The organism is Rothia sp. HMSC062H08, from assembly GCF_001810775.1.
In the GTDB taxonomy this organism is placed as follows: Bacteria; Actinomycetota; Actinomycetes; order Actinomycetales; family Micrococcaceae; genus Rothia.
This window is the reverse complement of sequence record NZ_KV802665.1, coordinates 192,309-210,241: the sequence shown is the minus strand read 5'-3', so window position 1 is coordinate 210,241 and position 17,933 is coordinate 192,309. Positions and strand designations below refer to the sequence as shown.

At 59.3% G+C, this 17,933-nt stretch carries 15 protein-coding genes and 1 tRNA gene; 8 read left to right on the top strand and 8 right to left on the bottom strand.

Translation table 11 applies throughout. The features are described 5' to 3' along the window. Positions 1-28: 28 nt before the first annotated feature. Positions 29-1,114: a 2,3-butanediol dehydrogenase gene (locus tag HMPREF2765_RS03540; protein ID WP_070604280.1), complete on the top strand. Its 1,086-nt coding sequence runs from the start codon at positions 29-31 to the stop codon at positions 1,112-1,114. A 173-nt stretch (positions 1,115-1,287) separates the two neighbouring features. Here HMPREF2765_RS03540 and HMPREF2765_RS03535 read toward each other — a convergent pair. Then, positions 1,288-1,373, bottom strand: a tRNA-Leu gene (locus tag HMPREF2765_RS03535). A gap of 222 nt (positions 1,374-1,595) precedes the next feature. On the opposite strand from HMPREF2765_RS03535, the gene pepN reads away from it, so the two are divergent. Together pepN and HMPREF2765_RS03525 are read left to right on the top strand one after the other, a co-directional pair. Beyond that, positions 1,596-4,256 (top strand): aminopeptidase N, encoded by a 2,661-nt coding sequence (pepN, locus tag HMPREF2765_RS03530; RefSeq protein ID WP_070604279.1) that lies wholly within the window; start codon positions 1,596-1,598, stop codon positions 4,254-4,256. Between the two features lie 388 nt (positions 4,257-4,644). Further along, a complete protein-coding gene (locus HMPREF2765_RS03525; protein WP_070604278.1) occupies positions 4,645-5,901 on the top strand; it encodes an HIRAN domain-containing protein in 1,257 nt (418 codons plus the stop codon). A 234-nt stretch (positions 5,902-6,135) separates the two neighbouring features. Here HMPREF2765_RS03525 and HMPREF2765_RS03520 read toward each other — a convergent pair whose 3' ends face one another. The 6 genes from HMPREF2765_RS03520 to HMPREF2765_RS03495 form a co-directional block, all read right to left on the bottom strand. After that, positions 6,136-7,323, bottom strand: coding sequence for an LCP family protein (locus HMPREF2765_RS03520; RefSeq protein ID WP_070604277.1), 1,188 nt, complete (start codon positions 7,321-7,323; stop codon positions 6,136-6,138). 327 nt (positions 7,324-7,650) lie between these two features. Next, a complete protein-coding gene (locus HMPREF2765_RS03515; protein ID WP_005506069.1) occupies positions 7,651-7,905 on the bottom strand; it encodes a type B 50S ribosomal protein L31 in 255 nt (84 codons plus the stop codon). Between the two features lie 253 nt (positions 7,906-8,158). Then, positions 8,159-9,037 (bottom strand): TrmH family RNA methyltransferase, encoded by an 879-nt coding sequence (locus HMPREF2765_RS03510; RefSeq protein ID WP_070604276.1) that lies wholly within the window; start codon positions 9,035-9,037, stop codon positions 8,159-8,161. Next, positions 9,034-9,822, bottom strand: coding sequence for an ABC transporter ATP-binding protein (locus tag HMPREF2765_RS03505; protein WP_070604275.1), 789 nt, complete (start codon positions 9,820-9,822; stop codon positions 9,034-9,036). Before HMPREF2765_RS03505 ends, HMPREF2765_RS03510 begins: the two co-directional genes overlap by 4 nt. Positions 9,823-10,052: 230 nt before the next feature. After that, the gene (locus HMPREF2765_RS03500) at positions 10,053-10,796 is read right to left on the bottom strand and encodes an SDR family oxidoreductase (protein WP_005506073.1); all 744 of its coding nucleotides are present in this window, start codon (positions 10,794-10,796) and stop codon (positions 10,053-10,055) included. Positions 10,797-10,869: 73 nt separating this feature from the next. Then, positions 10,870-11,586: a beta-ketoacyl-ACP reductase gene (locus HMPREF2765_RS03495; RefSeq protein WP_005509097.1), complete on the bottom strand. Its 717-nt coding sequence runs from the start codon at positions 11,584-11,586 to the stop codon at positions 10,870-10,872. Between the two features lie 286 nt (positions 11,587-11,872). Between HMPREF2765_RS03495 and HMPREF2765_RS03490 the strand changes: the two genes are divergently transcribed. Then, positions 11,873-12,100, top strand: a complete 228-nt coding sequence (locus HMPREF2765_RS03490) for a hypothetical protein (protein ID WP_005506080.1) — start codon at positions 11,873-11,875, stop codon at positions 12,098-12,100. Positions 12,101-12,269: 169 nt separating this feature from the next. Then, entirely contained in the window at positions 12,270-12,998 is a 729-nt protein-coding gene (locus HMPREF2765_RS03485) for a metal-dependent hydrolase (RefSeq protein WP_070593272.1), read from the top strand. Positions 12,999-13,757: 759 nt separating this feature from the next. Here the strand turns inward: HMPREF2765_RS03485 and HMPREF2765_RS03480 are convergent. Further along, positions 13,758-15,356, bottom strand: coding sequence for an ABC-F family ATP-binding cassette domain-containing protein (locus tag HMPREF2765_RS03480; protein WP_070604274.1), 1,599 nt, complete (start codon positions 15,354-15,356; stop codon positions 13,758-13,760). Between the two features lie 292 nt (positions 15,357-15,648). Between HMPREF2765_RS03480 and HMPREF2765_RS03475 the strand changes: the two genes are divergently transcribed. Genes HMPREF2765_RS03475 through HMPREF2765_RS03465 form a run of 3 tightly spaced genes read left to right on the top strand, consistent with a single transcriptional unit; the run spans position 15,649 to position 17,895 of the window. Beyond that, a complete protein-coding gene (locus HMPREF2765_RS03475) occupies positions 15,649-16,290 on the top strand; it encodes a biotin transporter BioY (protein WP_070604273.1) in 642 nt (213 codons plus the stop codon). Positions 16,291-16,322: 32 nt separating this feature from the next. Then, the gene (locus HMPREF2765_RS03470; RefSeq protein WP_070506319.1) at positions 16,323-17,231 is read left to right on the top strand and encodes an energy-coupling factor ABC transporter ATP-binding protein; all 909 of its coding nucleotides are present in this window, start codon (positions 16,323-16,325) and stop codon (positions 17,229-17,231) included. Next, positions 17,221-17,895, top strand: coding sequence for an energy-coupling factor transporter transmembrane component T family protein (locus HMPREF2765_RS03465; RefSeq protein ID WP_070506321.1), 675 nt, complete (start codon positions 17,221-17,223; stop codon positions 17,893-17,895). The genes HMPREF2765_RS03470 and HMPREF2765_RS03465 overlap by 11 nt, the downstream gene beginning before the upstream one ends. Positions 17,896-17,933: the final 38 nt, after the last annotated feature.

Here is a 17,933-nt window from a genome sequence, read left to right as displayed (position 1 = left end):
CCATAACCACGCTAAGGAGCTCCATCCCATGAAGGCAGCACGCTTCTACGACCGTAACGACATCCGCATTGAAGACATCCCCGCACCCGAAGCCGCTGCGGGCGAGGTTCTGATCAAGGTCGCATGGTGCGGTATTTGCGGTACCGACCTGCACGAATACCTGGACGGCCCCATCTTCTGCCCCCAGCACGGTCACCCCCACCCCATTTCTGGCGAGGACTCCCCCGTCACCCTCGGTCACGAATTCTCCGGTGTTGTTGAGGCACTGGGCGAAGGCGTAGACGACCTTGAGGTTGGCGACCACGTTGTCGTCGAGCCCTACATCATTCGTGATGACGTCTACACCGGCCCCGACTCCAAGGACTACCACCTGTCTAAGGACATGAACTTCATTGGTCTGGCAGGTCGCGGTGGCGGTCTGTCCGAGAAGGTTGCTGTCAAGCGCCGCTGGGTTCACAAGATCCCTAACACCATTCCCCTGGACGAGGCTGCACTGATTGAGCCCCTGAGCGTTGGCTACCACGCTGTTGAGCGTGCAGGCGAGTTCGAAGAGGGCGCATTTGCACTGGTGACCGGTGCTGGCCCCATCGGTCTGCTGACCTCCGCAGTTCTGAAGGCTAAGGGTGCTAAGGTCATCATCTCTGAGCTGTCCCCGCTGCGCCGCCAGAAGGCTCTGGACTCCGGTGTTGCTGACTACGCTTTCTCCCCCGCAGAGACCGACGTTCTGGCTGAGATTCACAAGCTGACCGACGGCCGTGGCACCGACATCGCGTTCGAGTGCACCTCCGTTCAGCCCGCACTGGACCTGATCCTGGATGCCCTCAAGCCCACCGGTAAGGTCGTCATCGTCTCCATTTGGGGTAAGCCCGCTTCCCTGGATGTTCAGAAGATTGTGCTCAAGGAGCTCGATATCCGCGGCACCATCGCATACGTGAACTCCCACCCGGAGACCATCAAGCTGGTTGAGTCCGGCAAGATTGACCTCAAGCCCTTCATCACCGGCAAGATCGCTGTGGAAGACTTGATTGACAAGGGCTTCGACACCCTGATCCACCACAACGAGACCGCTGTGAAGATTCTGGTCACCACCGACCCGGAGCGTCTGGCTGAGTAATACTGATTCGTTCAGTTTCAGCTGATGCAGCTGTTCTTCTAGCTTCCTTAGCGCAGCTAGTGTGGGGTGAGGTTCTTTCAAGGAGCCTCACCCCACTATTTTTTGCGTGCTTTTACCGGACATACAACCGAGCATACAAAAATCCCCGGTTCCGAAGAACCGGGGATTATCTGTGCGCGAGGGGGGACTTGAACCCCCACCCTCTAATACGAGGACTAGCACCTCAAGCTAGCGCGTCTGCCTATTCCGCCACCCGCGCAGGTGACTTTCGAACGTTTTCCTTTCGGTGCCGTTCGAAGCAACACGTAATACTATACGGGCTTTCTGGACACTCCGCAAATCGAAAGAGTATGTTCTGCATCACATATTCGAGGTTGACTGGTTCCCCACACCCCCGGCGATCTTCTCGCACCTTGAGTAATATGACCGGCACGCCCACTCAACTGCCATATTTTCGGTCATAACGACTAGAATAAAGAGCATGAATAATGAGAACCTCTCCCGCGAAGAAGCCGCAGAACGTTCGGCTCTCATCAGTGTCGACACCTACGACGTGCATGTCGACCTGACTAACGCCAAGGACCCCGAATTCGAGTCCTACCCCACCGTCACCACCGTCCGATTCTCCTGCAACACCCCCGGTGCAGAAACCTTCATCGACTACATCCACCACAGCGTCGACTCCGTTAAGCTCAACGGCACCGAACTGACCCTGGCTGATGTCGTCAACGGCGCACGCATCACCCTGCCCAACCTGCAGGCAGAAAACGTGCTCACCATCCACGGTCGCTCCTACTACTCCCGCTCCGGCGAAGGTATGCACCGCTACTTCGACCCCTCCGACGGTCGCGTCTACCTGTACACCCAGTACGAGCCCTCCGACTGCCGCCGAGTCTTCCCGAACTTCGAGCAGCCCGACCTGAAGGCAGTCTTCAACTTCCGCATCACCGCACCCAAGGACTGGGTCGTCAGCTCCAACGGCGTACTCGAATCCCAGGTCGTAGACCCCACCGACGACTCCATCACCAAGCGAGTCTTCTCCCCCACCGCAAAGATCTCCACCTACATCACCGCAATCGTTGCCGGCGAATACTTCACTGCAACCACCACCTACAAGCCCAAGAGCAAGGTCAACAGCGGTGACATCCCCCTGGTCGTATACTGCCGCCAGTCCCTCAAGCCGCACTTCGACTACGACCACATCTTCAAGGTCACCGAAAACGGCCTGGACTTCTTCCAGGACCTCTTCGACTACCCCTACCCGTACCCCAAGTACGAGCAGGCATTCGTACCCGAATACAACATCGGCGCAATGGAGAACCCCGGCCTGGTCACCTTCACCGAAGACTACATCTTTGTCTCCGGCGCAACCGAGGACGACCTCGAAGGCCGCACCAACACCATCTGCCACGAAATGGCACACATGTGGTTCGGCGACCTCGTCACCATGAAGTGGTGGGACGACCTGTGGCTCAAGGAATCCTTCGCAGACTTCATGGGCACCCTCGGCGCTAAGGAAGCCAACAACTTCAACGACGCATGGGTCACCTTCGCGAACAACCGCAAGGCATGGGCATACATGCAGGACCAGCTGCCCACCACCCACCCCATCGTCGCTGACATCCCCCACCTGGAAGCAGCATCGCAGAACTTCGACGGCATCACCTACGCAAAGGGCGCATCCGTGCTCAAGCAGCTGGTCGCCTACGTCGGCTTCGACACCTTCATCGAGGCAGCACGCGTGTACTTCAAGCGCTTCGAGTGGGGCAACACCTCTCTGAACGACTTCCTGCAGGTACTCAACGAGGTGTCCGGCCGCGACATGCAGGCATGGGCTAACGCATGGCTGCAGACCTCCGGCGTGTCCGCACTGGGCACCAAGCGCGTCTACGGTGAAGACGGCCAGCTCACCGACCTGATCCTCACCCAGGAACTGCCCGCACAGCAGCCCGCAGGTCTGGGCCGCCCCCACGTGGCAAAGCTGGAAACCTTCGCGCTGACCGACGGCAAGCTCACCTCCACCGGCCTGCTCTCCCTCGAGTACCCGGCAGAGCCCGTCTCCGAGCACCGCGTGGATCTCACCGAGGAGCAGAAGAAGCTCGTTGGTGAAGCTGACCTGCTCATGCTTAACGCAGAGGACCACACCTACGCCAAGGTTGCCCTGACCGACGAAGACGGCCTGCTGGCAGCTATCGAAGGTGTCTCCACCCTCGAATCCGCACTCTCCCGCGGTCTCATCTGGGGATCCCTCTGGGAGAACGTACGCGATGCACGCCTGCCCGTCACCACCTACGTCGACGCAGTCGTACGCAACGTCTCCAAGGAACCGAGCGCATCCCTGCTGGGCACCATGGTCAACAACGCACAGGTCGCTATCGCAACCTTCTCCGCACCCACCGGCCGCGAGCGCCTCTACGACGCATTCGCAGCCGCACTGGCGCAGGCTAAGCCCGGCTCCGACGAACAGCTGATTCTGCTGCGCGCCCTGATTTCGGTCTCCACCAACGCGACCAAGGGTGAAGAGCTCTGCCGCGATATTGCCCGCGGTGCTTTCGAAGACACCACCGGCGATATTGCTGACGCAACCGGCATTCCTTACGACCAGAACCTGGGTTGGAGTGCACTGGGTGCGCTCGCAAGCCGCGACCTGGTGACCGTTGAGGATCTGGACCGTGCGGCGAAGTACAGCCCCTCCTCGATCTCTTCGAATGGTTACGCGTACGCGATTGCTGCCCTGCCCTCTGCTGAGCGTAAGGCTGCCGCGTACAAGACCATCATGGAAGACGAGTCGCTGTCGAACGACGCTCTGGCCTCGACCATTAACGGTTTTGCTCGTGGCCCGGTTGAGCTGCGTGAGTCCTACTACGACTCCTACTTTGAGGCTCTGTTGCCTCTCTGGGCGTCTCGTTCGATTGGTATGGCGACCCGCATTGTACGTGGCCTGTACCCGAAGGCTCCGTACAACACCGGCTCCACCGAGGGTCTGGGTGTTGAGGGCAACCCCTCCGTGGCGCTGGCTCAGCGTTGGCTGGAGGCGAACCCCGAGGCTCCTTCGGCTCTGCGTCGTCTGGTTCTGGAGGCTCAGGACCACGGCCACCGTTCGATTGTGGCTCAGAAGTTCAACGCTTCCCTGCAGAACTAAGCTGCATGGTTTGAGTAGCTGAGGCGGGGTGTGGACCGGTGCCTAGACTAGGTTCCGATCTCCCCCGCCAGGTTCTCAAACTGATTGATGTAGACCGCCGCTTGGCACTTACCCGGTTGTGAACCGGGTGGTGTCGAGCGGTGGTCTTTTTCGCGGCTTTCTCAGCCGAAATTTTTGTTTCGGGAGGCTCCACGCGGAGGGTTCGCGGCCCTTTAGTGCGGCGACGTGAGCCATCGTTACCGGGGCTGATTCCCCCAAACGCAAAACTATATGCACCCGGTGCTAAAAGACAGATAAATGTCACCCGTTTTTGTGAGCTGTCCGCTCTGAAAGCATGAGAGAATAGACTAGGTATCCGCTCGCTTAGACATATCAGAAGGAGTTTTCAGTGGTCGATTACGCACTCGGTGACCGCGGTAGCGTTGACATCGTCACCGATGATTACTACGAAGCAGAAACCCTCCAAATTTTCGAGGAACTGCACATCGACCGTGAACGGATCTGGTACGGTGAAGCGCGCCTGGTTCCCGAACCGGATAACCCCTACGAGCCCAATAGCATCGCCGTCTACATTGACGAATTCAAGGTAGGCCGCATGAGCGTGGAGGACTCCGCCGCGTACTGGGATTCCATTACCCGCGTGGTCGCCTCCGGCTACGAACCTATCGCGCATCTGCAGCTCTCCGCTGTTGCCGTACGCGCTGAAGGCGGCAGCATGCACGTGAAGAGCACCGGTGTGCTCTCCCTGTCCGCACCCGGTTCTCTCTTCCCCCTCAACGACGCACCGACCCGCGCAACCCTGCTGCCCCAGGGCCCGTCCATGAAGGTGCTCGACGAGAAGGAACACTCCGAATACCTGCACAGCATCCTGCCGCCCAGCGGTGAAGGCCGCGTGATCCTGACTCTGGAAGCGAACCAGCTGAAGACCTCCGACGGCCGCGTTGTTGACAGCGTGGAGGTGCGCCACGACCGTAAGCTCGTGGGCCGCCTGAGCACCCAGATGTCTGAGCAGCTCGCACCCGTGATTCGCTACGCGTTCGAGAACGACCGCCTCACCAGCGCATGGGGCACTATTCGCGGTAACACCCTCGAGCTGTCCCTGACCGTTCAGGCTGCACGCCCTGCCGATATTCCGCAGGAATGGTACGAGACCCTGCCCAACAACGTTCCGGCTCTACTGCCCGTTGGTGAAGACTACGAGGTGCCCCCGGCATTCGTGCCCACCGAAGGCGAACGCCACTACCTGGAGTCCTCCGCACAGCAGGCGCCGAAGAAGCGTCGCGGTTTCATGAGCTCCCTGACCGGTGGTTCCTCCGCCCCCGAGCCGACCCGCAGTGAACCCGCCGCAGAGAAGCCTGCCATCGAATACAGCCTGGAAGAAGAGGAGTACTACGAGCCGAACGAGCGTGACCGCCTGCTGAACCTGATCAAGGGTGCAGGCCTCGCCGTTCTGGTCGCCGGCCTGATCTCGATACTGTGGACCCCGATGCTCGGCATCCTCATCGCTATCCTGGGTGGCGCTGTCGCGGCTGTAGCGTTCTACTTTGGTCGCCAGCCCCACTACGACGACTACGAGGAATACGACGAGTACGAGGAAGAATACGAAGAGACTGACGAGGCTGAAGAAGCAGACTCGAAGGCATAAATTCCTCTGCTACAGGGCGTAAAGATACAACGCAACGATACAAAAGGGGCGGCTACCCCACCACCGCGGTGAGGTAGCCGCCCCTTTCGTGCGCCTCGTGTGCCCTCCAGTCTGAGCCTCTTTATCCTGCGCCCCTCCCTCTATCCTGAGCGCCGTGAGCTACGCGTGGAGAGCCGATTAAAACCAGCGGGGGTAAAAGCCTCATCAGCTTTCACCCCCGCAAGGAGTCAGACCTTAGTCCTGACCGTAAGTCGCCATGAACTGATCCATCGTGTCATTCTGCAGAGCATGTGCCAGCTGCGCATTTGCAGCCTGGTCTACAAAAATGATTGACTGACCATCGTAAGACCAGCCCGGACCCGCGTTCGGCAGGGTGGTCATACGCATCGTGGTGTCACCACTAGTCAGCACCGGAGCCGCAATCTGAGCAATCTGCGCTGCGTTTAGACCCTGGTCCACGCGCATATAGTCAGTCAGAGACTCGATAGAAGACTGGAAAGATGCCACGTTGCTCAACGCGCCCTTCGCCTTCATCGTGTTGTACAGACCGCGCAGGAACGCACGCTGGTTACGGACACGCTGGTAGTCGCCATCAGCGAAAGAGTAACGTTCACGAACAAAGCTCAGAGCGCCACTACCGTTGAGGTGCATCAGACCCGGAGTAAAAGTCCAGACATTACTGGTGAATGCGAAGGGAACCTGAACGTCCACGCCGCCAATAGCGTTCACGAGAGACTTGAAGCCTTCAAACTCAATCTCAGCCACGTGGTCGATCTTGACGCCCACCAAGTTCTCGATGGTAGCAACCTGCAGGGAAACACCGCCATAGTTCAGTGCTGCGTTCACCTTAGCCGTACCATATCCGGGAATATCAACCCAGGTATCTCGCATAATCGAGATGATGTACACGCCCTTGCCGTCAGCCGGGATGTGCATGAGCATAATGGTGTCTGCACGGGAACCGCTCACCAGAGCTGCATCAGCGCCGGTACGAGTATCGCTACCGAGCAGCAGGATATTCTTGCCGGGGCCCTTGATAACGCCGTAATTATAGCCGTTATCCAGGATACCGTCGCCGTCCTTATCGTGCTCGCTGGCGTTCGCTGCAAGAGCCGCGGCAGCATCGGAGCCGTTAGCGTTAGTGCCGTTCTTGCCAGTATCCGAGTTAGTCACGGTCGGAGCCTTCAGCTCCGTCACATTGAGCTTCTTAGCCTCGCCAAGCTGCTCCTTAATTTTACTGAGGTCTTCATCCACCTTAGTGATGGAGTCGAACTTCTCGGTCTTGCTATCCCAGGTGTGGCCAGCACGCCAGATGAAGAAACCAATACCGAGGGTAATAACCAGCAGAAGAATCAGCAGAATCAGCAGAATACGCTTGACCCATTTCTTCTTCTGCGACGGTTCAGAGTGAGCGTCGCCCATTAAGTTGTCCTTTGTTTGAGGTGGTGATACGCGAGGTGCGCGGCGCATCCAGCGAAGTCTCTAGAGTGCAGAGAGCCGGAAAATAACCCGCCGATATAGGGCGGTGCTGGAGGGCACAGAAAATGCACAGCTCGCAAAATACTTTCCCATTGTAACGCCGTCAGCGGGTCTACGCACCAGTGAACGAAAGGTTTTACATTACAACTTTCCTCACGTTCGCGCGAGCTATTCTGCGATGGTTCGCAGAACGCACAATGCCCCGCCTCCCTGAAAACCAAGGAGAACGGGGCATTGATTTCGCTAAAAAGCAAAACTGGGAAAGAAGATTTACTTCTTACCGAAGTTGCCGAAGCGTGCGTTGAAGCGCTCGACGCGACCTGCGGAGTCCATGATGCGCTGCTTACCGGTGTAGAACGGGTGCGACTCGGACGAGATTTCAACCTCGACGATCGGGTACTCGTTGCCGTCTTCCCACTTCTCGGTCTTGTCCGAGGTCATGGTGGAACGGGTCAGGAAGACCTTGCCGGATGCGAGGTCGCGGAACAGAACCAGGTTGTAGTCCGGGTGGATTTCTGCCTTCATTGATTACCTTCTTCTGCTACTGGATTTTGCCAGTAGCCCTTATATAGATGGAGTAGGTTTTTCGATGTGCAGCTATCGAGAAAATCTCAGAGCGCATCACCATTGTGCACGCATAGGGCGCGCACAACCCATTAAGGGTACCACCTTCACGGATTAAATCCCAGTACGTTCCCTCACAGGCACCAACCTAGCTGCCGCAAGAGCACCCGAAGAAGGCGCTCACGGGGGTTAAGAATCAAGCTAGGAACTCAGGTTATGAACGCGGGCGAGTCTCCCAGAACGCCACGGCGCTTGCCGCCGCAACGTTCAAAGAATCCACGCCGTGCGACATCGGAATCATCACCGTATCGTCACACGCAGCCAGGGTGCGCGGCGACAGACCGTGCCCTTCCGTACCCAGAATCAGCGCCAGCTTCTCATCCCGACGAGCAGACAGCTCCTCCAGGGTCAGCGAGTCCTCTTCCAGCGCCAACGCCGCGCTCTTAAAGCCCAGCTCGTGCAGGGTCTGCAGGTCGGCAGGCCACGACTCCAATCGAGCCCACGGCACCTGAAAAACAGTGCCCATCGACACGCGAATCGAACGGCGATACAGCGGGTCGGCGCATCGCGGAGTCACCAGCACAGCATCCACGTCCAACGCGGCAGCCGAACGGAAAATAGCGCCCACATTCGTGTGGTCCACAATATCTTCCAGGATCGCCACGCGAGAGGCACCCTGCAGCAACCGTTCCAGAGGCTGCGGCTCCGGACGAGCCATCGCCGCCAACGCACCACGATGCAGATGAAAACCGGTCACCTGCTCCAGTTGCTCCTCACTGCCCACATACGCGGGAGTGTCAGGATGGGCGCGCAAAACATCCGCCAAATCATCAGCCCACTTCTCACTCATCAGGAAAGAAACGGGCTGATGACCGGCAGCGAGCGCACGACGAATCACCTTCGAAGATTCCGCTATGTAGATGCCCCACTGCGGTTCCATGGCGCTACGGAGCTTCACATCGGTCAGCTGCGTGTAGTAGCGCAAAGCCTGCTCGGGTGCCTGCGCCAGAGCTGTGACCGACTCGATGGCGTAGACACGCTCGGCACGCTCAGCGATCTGTTCGGCGCTCAGCTGCTTCGGGGCACGACTCATGCGCGCTTAAACGCGGAGTAACGACCCGCGGAGGTGACGGTCAGAGCCAGATCCATGTCGTAGGTTGCTGCGAGGTTCGCCTCGGTGATGGTGGACAGGATCGGGCCGGCGGCGACCACGCCACCGTCACGGACCAGCAGGGCGTGGGTGAAGCCCGCCGGGATTTCCTCGAGGTGGTGGGTGATGAGCACGGTAGCCGGTGCGTAGGGGTCAGCGGCAAGCGCGGTCAGACGCTCGACCAGGTCCTCACGACCGGAAATGTCCATGCCTGCGCCGGGCTCGTCCAGCAGCAGCAGTTCGGGGTCGGTCATGAGGGCGCGGGCAATCAGTGCACGCTTACGCTCGCCGTCGGAGAGGGAGCCGAAGGTGCGGTCAGCGAGGGTATCGACACCCCATTCAGCCAGCAGCTCGGTGGCACGCTCGTCGTCCATGACGTCGTATTCTTCCTTCCAGCGGCCGGACACAGCGTACGCTGCGGTCACAACAACGTCGGAAACCTTCTCGTTGGCGGGAATCTGGGTTGCTGAAGCACCGGAGGACAGACCAATGCGCGGGCGCAGGTCGAACACGTCAACAGCGCCGAGGGTCTCGTCAAGGATTTCAACCTCGCCGCTGGTCGGGTGCAGGCGGGCTGCCGCAACCGACAGCAGAGTGGACTTACCGGCGCCGTTGGGGCCCAGAACAACCCAGCGTTCACCTTCGTTCACAGTCCAGGAAACGTCGTTGAGAATCTTGCGGCCGCCGCGAATCACGGAGACATTCTGAAGGTTGAGTACGGTGCTCATGGTTCTTCTTCCAGTGAGTTAGATGGATGGGATGCGCCCCCCACCCCGCAACCCGTGCCGGGTTATCGGAGCGGTTGGCGCACATAGTGCGCGGGCACCCCACATTGGGTTCCTCGCGCTAAGTCTTAGGGGCTATAGGTGCCGCCGCGTCAGGGGCGGCGCGCCTCATCAAATGTACCTTGTCAGAGGGGCGGGCGCATCCGCAACGGCACCTATAGCGGCTGAAGTTATTAGTCGATGAAGCCGCGTGCGCCGCCGACCAGCTCAACGTGGCCGGTCTCAACGTCTGCGGTGACCATCTTCGCGATTTCCTGCGCGAACTCGTTGACGGTGTAGAGCTTGCCGGCGGTCTCGCGGCGCTGCTCAATAGCGCCGGGGTGCAGGCGGTTCAGCAGGGTTGCGGTGACGGTGCCTTCAATCATGTCAGCGGACACGACGACCAGGGAGATACCCTTCTCGGAAAGTGCGGGGATCTCGGCGATCAGTGCGTCTTCGCCTGCGCGCTTGGACTCTGCGACGGGCTTGTACTCGTCCATGGTCTCAACCTCGCGGATGAAGTGCGCCTGGTGGCTGGTCACGAACACGATGCGTGCGCCTTCGGGCATCTTCTCTGCAGCCAGGCGTGCCAGGTTCAGCTGTGCGTCACGGTTCAGACGCATTGCGTAGTCTTCGCCCATGCCGGTTTCCATGCCGCCCGACGCGTTCAGGATCAGGTAGTCCAGGGAACCGAAGGTCTCCACGGCGGTGTTGACGAGGTTCTGCAGGTCCTCATTGTTGGTCACGTCAGCCTGCACTGCGATTGCCTTGCCGCCAGCCTCTTCAATAGCCTTGACGATCTTGTTCGCGCGCGGTGCCTTGGAGCGGTAGTTCACCACAATGTTCGCGCCCTCAGCGGCGAGAATCTGTGCGGTGTCTGCGCCAACGCCGCGGGAGGAGCCGGTAATGATGATGGTCTTGCCGGTCAGCTGTGCCATAGTTTTATGTCCTTAAAGTTTAGAAAGGGTGCACCCACGTTCGGGTGCTTCGTGCAGTCCGTACGGGGTGGGGTTAGTGACCCATGCCCAGGCCGCCATCAACGGGGATGACCGCGCCAGAAATGTAGCTAGCCTCATCGGATGCGAGCCAGCGAATCACGCGAGCGACCTCTTCCGCTTCCGCGAAACGACCAGCCGGGATGGACGCCAGGTAGTTCTTCTTGGTCTCTTCGGGCAGAACCTCGGTCATTGCGGTGTTGATGAAGCCCGGTGCCACCACGTTAGCGGTGATGTTACGGCCGCCCAGCTCACGGGTGATGGAGCGTGCCATACCGACCAGTGCAGCCTTAGATGCGGAGTAGTTGACCTGGCCGGGGGAACCGTACAGACCCACCACAGAGGAAACCAAGATGATGCGGCCGCGCTTGAGCTTCAGCATGCCCTTGATGGCGCGCTGAACCACGCGGAAAGAACCGGTGAGGTTGGTGTCGACCACGTCGGTGAAGTCGGATTCCTTCATGCGCATCAGCAGCATGTCGCGGGTGATACCTGCGTTGGCGACCAGCACCTCCACGGGGCCGAATTCTGCTTCAATTTCCTTGAACGCTTCGTTAATGCTGTCGGCATCACGTACATCTGCCTTGACGGCGAAAAATTCTTCGGGGGCTTCACCGCTACGGTAGGTGATGCAGACATTGTGTCCTGCTGCCTGGAATTCCTTGGCAATTTCGTAGCCGATGCCTCGGTTGCCGCCGGTGACCAGCACGGTCTTGGGAGTGTTCTCGCTCATGAGCTTCCTTGATGAGTCGACCCCTCACGATCAGAGCCGATGCAGCGGCTACTCGGTTGGGGTGTGGACGGATGGACAGACAAACCCTATTTTACCGCGTTTTAGCGCAAAGGTGCCGCAGGCTACACTCCACTCTTGAACACTGAACACCTGCTCCCCTTCTTTTACATGCCTCATCGGGCGCGTACACTAGCTGAAGCGGAACAGCCCGCACCCCTTTTCTGCCCGGTCGCGCGGGCACGGAATAACACCGCACGTCGAGGCGCAATAGTAAGGACAAGAAAACATGGATCTGCTCGGTTCACTTTCTCAGGATGCACAGCCCGAGTACGCCAAGTGCTCCCGCAAGGGCTGCCAGCAGGCGGCAGAATTTCAGCTGCTCTGGAACAACCCGAAGGTGCACACCCCCGAGCGCCGCAAGATTTGGTTGGCGTGCTCCGAGCACGTGGGCTGGCTGGAGAATTACCTGCGCGAGCGTGAGTTCTGGAAGCAGACTCTTCCGTTTGAAGGGTAGTGCCACTTGAGAGGTGATGCCGGTTGAGGTGGCTCCGCTTGAGGGATAACCCCGCTTATCGAAAGTAATTTCGATATATGCTATATTTGTTCTAATTAGTTCGAATGAACACCCCGGCACCCGGGCAACCACACTCGCAGGGCAATTACATTCAAGGAGGCACCTCCCCATGATGGGCTATTCGCACACCGTCAGCGCCGCAGCTGGCTGGCTAGTGCTCGTCGAGACGGGAGTAGTGCAGGTTCCCGATACCCCCACCCTCATCGTGACCACCCTGGCGTGCGCCGGTGCGGGCATGCTGCCGGATATTGACCACCACAACGGCAGTATCGCCAACTCCATCCCGCCCATTTCACGCTGGGTAGCACGCATTGTCGGGGCGGTCAGCGGCGGACACCGCAAGGGAACGCACTCCATTTTGGGCCTGGTAGCTTTCTGGGCAATTGCCTATTTCAGTGCCAACCTGAGCTACAACGGAATCCCCTGGGCTTCACTGCTTCTTGCCGCATTCTCGGGCGGCCTGGCATTGCGCGTGCTCGGCGCACCGGGTGGATGGATCGGTGCCGTCGCCCTCGGGTACGCCGCCTACACGACTGATTCGCTGGCACTACTCCCCTGGGCTATTTCGGTCGGCGCGACCATTCACCTCATTGGCGACCTACTGACAACTCGCGGACTGCTGCCCCTCTACCCCATTGTTATCAAACCCCTGGTGGCGTCCCCCCTATGGAAAAAGAGCGGCTACATGGCACTGCCTATTCTGGGCGATGCCGGCAGCGTACGCGAGAAGGCACTCGTTCTAGCACTGACCGGGTACATCGCCTGGTACGCGGCAGCCATGATGGGCTTTACCGAATACCCCCTGCAAATGTTCGGACTGGGTATTCACGCCGCATAACGTGCCCCATAACTAAATTCTCACTGAGGACAGCAAGGCGCCCCGTCACTTCCCTACGGAAGCGGCGGGGCGCCTTTCTAATCCTTATCCCGACCTATCGGGGTGAGAGACTAAGCGTCCTGGATGGGCCAGAAGACGTCAACCTCAACGTTCTCTTCACCGGAGGTGGGGTACTTCTCGAACTCAGTGTTGTGCATTGGCAGTTCTCCTTCGTGAGCGGGCGGGAATCTCTTCTCCCCCGCGTTAGCTCACCATCGGTAGTGAGCCCTAATGTTTCGCATTTGCGTCCTCGCAATGGCGGGAACAGTTACAAGTCTACGCCCCACGCATGTTGTGTTTCTACCATTTTTCCCACAATGTATGTAGAGACACATGAAAAATTCAAAAAGCCCACACAGACCCCCTGAAATATAGCCTGAGAGCTTTTCTTTCCCGCAGAAAAACCCACAAGGCAACATTTTTTCCCGTCAAATACGCCGCAAGTTTCGTGTGTCAGAACCCACAAATCACATGCACGGGAACGCAATTACACCACATATGATCAGAAAACAATACAACCCCACGGGTCAGGTCACATTTTTCCGCACTATTCACGAGAAAAATACCGACAACATCTCCGCAACACATTTTCAGAACACAAAAAATACGCCCTGGACAATACGCCCCAGACAATAAAACAACGCGCAATACACGCAAAGAGGCCCCGGCACCACACGGCACCGGAGCCTCCCCCATGCTTTGATGTTCAGCGAATATTGCTTACGCCAGCGAAATCAGATCCTGGTAATCCTTCGACCATAGGTCCTCCACCGCATCCGGCAGAAGCAGCACACGCTCAGGATCCAGCGCCTCCACGGCACCCTCATCGTGAGAAACCATCACGATAGCGCCCTGGTACGCCTTCAACGCGTTCAGAATCTCCTCACGCGAGGCGGGGTCCAGGTTGTTGGTCGGCTCATCGAGCAGCAGCACATTCGCACTCGACGCAACCAGGGTCGCCAAGGACAGACGGGTCTTCTCACCGCCGGAAAGCACACCGGCAGGCTTATCCACATCATCACCGGAGAACAGGAACGAACCCAGAATCGTGCGCACGCGGGTGTCATCCAGATCCGGCGCAGCAGACTTCATGTTCTCAAAGACAGTGCGGTCACCATCAAGAATTTCGTGTTCCTGCGCAAAATAGCCCAGCTTCGCGCCGTGACCGTACACGACCTCGCCCGTATCAGGCTTGGTGGAACCAGCCAGCATGCGCAGCAGAGTGGTCTTACCGGCACCGTTCAGACCCAGCACCACCACGCGCGAACCGCGGTCAATCGCCAAATCAACGTCCGTGAAAATCTCCAGAGAGCCATAGGACTTCGACAGGCCCTGGGCAGAGAGCGGAGTCTTACCGCACGGCGCCGGATCCGGGAAGCGAATCGCCGCAACCTTATCGCTCTGACGCTCATCCTCCAGGCCGCGCAGAAGCTTCTCAGCACGCTTAATCATCTGCTGAGCAGCAACAGCCTTCGTCGCCTTCGCGCGCATCTTATTCGCCTGCTCCATCAGAGCATTCGCCTTCTTCTGCGCATTCGCACGCTCACGCTTGCGGCGGTGCTCATCCTGCTCACGCTGAGTCAGGTAGTTCTTCCAGCCCATGTTGTACTGGTCAATCACACAGCGGTTCGCGTCCAGGTAGAAGACGCGGTTGACGACCAGCTCCATCAGGTCAACATCGTGGCTAATGACCATCAGGCCGCCTGAGAAGTTCTTCAAGAAGTCACGCAGCCACAGAATCGAGTCGGCGTCCAGGTGGTTGGTCGGCTCATCCAGCAGCATGGTGTCCGCATTGGAGAAGAGAATACGCGCCAGCTCCACGCGGCGACGCTGACCACCCGACAGAGTAGACAGCGGCTGGGCAAGCACACGCTCCGGCAGGTCCAGGTTGGAGGTGATGACCGCCGCCTCCGACTCAGCCGCGTAGCCGCCACCGGCAATAAACTCAGCCTCAAGACGGTCGTAGCGGCGCATACCCTTAGCGCGAACCGCCGGATCCTCACTCGCCATATCCTCCTGCGCCTGACGCATCTTGCGCGCCACGCCGTCCAGGCCACGCGCCGAAAGGATACGGTCACGAGCCAGCTGGCTCATGTCATCCACCTTCGGGTCCTGCGGAAGGTAGCCGATAGTGCCGCTGCGGGTCACCGTACCGTCAGCGGGCAGGGTCAGACCGGCAAGCACCTTAGTCATAGTGGTCTTGCCGGCACCGTTACGGCCCACCAGACCAATCTTGTCGCCCTTATCGATGCGGAAGGTGACCTCTTCCATGAGCAGGCGCGCGCCTGCACGCAATTCGAGGTTCTGTACAGCAATCATGGGTGCCTTTCCGGATGGCGGTCTGGTGTGTGGGTTGATAGTGCTCGGTAGGCGGGATTCGCCGGGTTAGAAGCGGCGAGCGCGCAGAGCACCTCATCAATTTTAGTGCAGGTGTGCCGAGTGCGCATGTGGGGCACCTTTTGTTTTCATGGTATGCGGTGTACGATACATACCGAACACTATTCGTAGAACATTGTTCAAAAATTGGGTTGTGACAAGCAGTCAACCACCGCCACCCTCAACTCTGTAGAAAAATCTGCAGAGCAATACGTATCAAAGGAGTACCACCCCAATGACCGATTCCGCACGCGAATCAGCCCAGGCACCCCAGGCAACTCAGGCACCGCGCCGTAACGTAGCGGCAAAGACCTCCCTCGCCACCGACCTTTCCCTCATCGCAGTGTTCGCGGGCTTCATCGCCGCGCTCGCCATCATGCCCGCCGTCAGCTTGGGCGGCGTTGCGGTTCCCTTCACCTTCCAGACCCTCGGCATTTACATCACCGCTCAGGTGCTCGGCGGCAAGCGTGCCACCGCCTCCGTGGCGCTGTACCTGCTGGTTGGTTTCGCTGGCCTGCCCATCTTCGCTAAGGGCGGCGCCGGTTTGGGTACGCTCGCCTCCCCGAGTGCCGGCTACCTGCTCGGCTTCCTGCCCTTCGCCGCTATTGCCGGTACCCTCGCCTACCTGTTCACCCGCAACACCCGTTCGGTTGGTGCGACCTTCCTTATGGCTCTGGTCGCGAACTTCTGCGGTTTTGTGGTTCTGACCGCCTGCGGTATCGCCGGTATGATGGTGAACGCCCACATGACTTTTAACGCCGCATTCAGCGCGGCAATGGTATTCGTTCCCTGGGATCTGGTGAAGTCCACGATCGCGGTTCTGGTTGGTTTGTCGGTACGCCGCGCCTTCCCGTCCCTGGCTTCTGCCCAGCGTTAAAGGCACACGATGTGCCACACGAGAGGATAACTATGTTTTTTCGCCGCTCCACGCGCCAGCCTGCACCGCAACAGGTGCAAGGCGAGCAGGCGGTGAGCGCCTCTACCAGCATGCCCGCCCTTGAGCTTGAATCGGTGAGTGTTTTCACTGAGCTGCCCGAAGGTGGGCATCGCCGTATCCTCAAGGATGTGAGCCTGCAGTTCACGGCGAAGCGCACCGCGGTGCTGGGTCTGAACGGTAGCGGCAAGTCCACCCTACTGGGGCTTTTCAATGGGCTCACCCACCCGGATGAAGGTATTGTGCGCGTGAACGGCGTCGACACCCTGGAGGCACCGAGCCGTGGCTCGCAGAGCACTCGCGGTAATTCCCATGGCGCTCGCGGTAATTCGCAGGGCGCTTTTGAGGGTGTGGGCATGCTCTTTGCCCAGCCGGAGGCGCAGCTGATTATGCCCACCGTCGCCGAAGATATTGACCTGAGCCTGCGCCGTGCCGCCGCCGTTGAAGGTAGTGCCCTCAGCGGTGAGCAGCGCCTCGAACGGATTCGTGAACTGCTCCGCGAGCGCGGCCTCGAACACCTTGAAAACCAGAGCGTTTTCACCCTCTCAGGAGGCGAAAAGCAGCTGGTCGCTCTCACCAGCGTACTGGCGGCGCGCCCGCAGATTCTTCTGCTCGATGAGCCGACCACCCTGCTGGATTTGCGCAATCGCGCGCGGCTACTCAAGCACTTGGAGTCGCTGGATCAGATGCTGGTGCTCAGCACGCACGACCTGGATTTGGCGGCGGGCTGCGATGAAGCCGTGATTATTCATGACGGGCGCCTGCTCGCTCAGGGGGATGCTGCGCAGCTGGTGCAGCAGTACCGCACGTGGTGTGCCGAGGGGTTCCCCAACGAGGGTGCGACCGAAGGTCTGGATTCGGCAGGAGGCGCGCATGGGCGCTAACACGCCGCGCGTGAATCCTCGCCCCGCCTCACAGGGCTCGGATTTCAACCCCGGTACTCTGCTGGTGGGTTTCTACCAGCCGTTGAACACGCCGGTGCATCGGGTGCCGCTATGGCTCAAGGGCACGCTCTTCTTTGGGCTGTTTCTGCTGTTGGCGGTGACCGGCTGGCAGGTGGCGCTGGTGGCTTTGGTGGCGTCCACGTTCTGCGCGTTGTGGGCTGGTGTGCCTGCCTCCCAGCTGTGGTTGGTGGTTCGCGCGCTGTCTCTGCTGCTACTGATTATGGTTGGCTATTACGTGTTGACGGGTCAGTACGCCTCCGGCGCGGATGCTATCGCGACTATGCTGACGGCTTTTTATGCGTCCCGCGCTCTGCTGGTGAGCACTCCCCTGCCGGTTCTGATTGACGGCTTTGTGAGGCTGTGTTCGCCGTTGCGTTTCGTTGGTCTTTCCCCAGAGCGTCTGGGTCTGCTGATTGCGTTGATGGTCCGGTCGATTCCGGCGCTCATGGACCGTTGGGGTGCGTTGCGCAGGGCGGCGGTGGCGCGTAACCTGCCCAAGCGCATGTATTGGCGGCTGCTGATTCCGTGGGTGGTGCAGGCGGTTGATTACGCGACGGCGACCGCTCGTGCTTTGCGGGCGCGGCACGTGGACGAACTGAAATAGCGCAGACACGCGAGAGGGGCGGGGTGAACCTTGTAGGT

What these genes read in the sequence shown, in the direction of transcription:
- HMPREF2765_RS03540 (WP_070604280.1), top strand. Translation starts at nt 29, where the DNA reads ATGAAGGCAGCACGCTTCTACGACCGTAACGACATCCGCATTGAAGAC.
- pepN (WP_070604279.1), top strand. Translation starts at nt 1,596, where the DNA reads ATGAATAATGAGAACCTCTCCCGCGAAGAAGCCGCAGAACGTTCGGCT.
- HMPREF2765_RS03520 (WP_070604277.1), bottom strand. Translation starts at nt 7,323, where the DNA reads ATGGGCGACGCTCACTCTGAACCGTCGCAGAAGAAGAAATGGGTCAAG.
- HMPREF2765_RS03515 (WP_005506069.1), bottom strand. Translation starts at nt 7,905, where the DNA reads ATGAAGGCAGAAATCCACCCGGACTACAACCTGGTTCTGTTCCGCGAC.
- HMPREF2765_RS03510 (WP_070604276.1), bottom strand. Translation starts at nt 9,037, where the DNA reads ATGAGTCGTGCCCCGAAGCAGCTGAGCGCCGAACAGATCGCTGAGCGT.
- HMPREF2765_RS03505 (WP_070604275.1), bottom strand. Translation starts at nt 9,822, where the DNA reads ATGAGCACCGTACTCAACCTTCAGAATGTCTCCGTGATTCGCGGCGGC.
- HMPREF2765_RS03500 (WP_005506073.1), bottom strand. Translation starts at nt 10,796, where the DNA reads ATGGCACAGCTGACCGGCAAGACCATCATCATTACCGGCTCCTCCCGC.
- HMPREF2765_RS03495 (WP_005509097.1), bottom strand. Translation starts at nt 11,586, where the DNA reads ATGAGCGAGAACACTCCCAAGACCGTGCTGGTCACCGGCGGCAACCGA.
- HMPREF2765_RS03490 (WP_005506080.1), top strand. Translation starts at nt 11,873, where the DNA reads ATGGATCTGCTCGGTTCACTTTCTCAGGATGCACAGCCCGAGTACGCC.
- HMPREF2765_RS03485 (WP_070593272.1), top strand. Translation starts at nt 12,270, where the DNA reads ATGATGGGCTATTCGCACACCGTCAGCGCCGCAGCTGGCTGGCTAGTG.
- HMPREF2765_RS03480 (WP_070604274.1), bottom strand. Translation starts at nt 15,356, where the DNA reads ATGATTGCTGTACAGAACCTCGAATTGCGTGCAGGCGCGCGCCTGCTC.
- HMPREF2765_RS03475 (WP_070604273.1), top strand. Translation starts at nt 15,649, where the DNA reads ATGACCGATTCCGCACGCGAATCAGCCCAGGCACCCCAGGCAACTCAG.
- HMPREF2765_RS03470 (WP_070506319.1), top strand. Translation starts at nt 16,323, where the DNA reads ATGTTTTTTCGCCGCTCCACGCGCCAGCCTGCACCGCAACAGGTGCAA.
- HMPREF2765_RS03465 (WP_070506321.1), top strand. Translation starts at nt 17,221, where the DNA reads ATGGGCGCTAACACGCCGCGCGTGAATCCTCGCCCCGCCTCACAGGGC.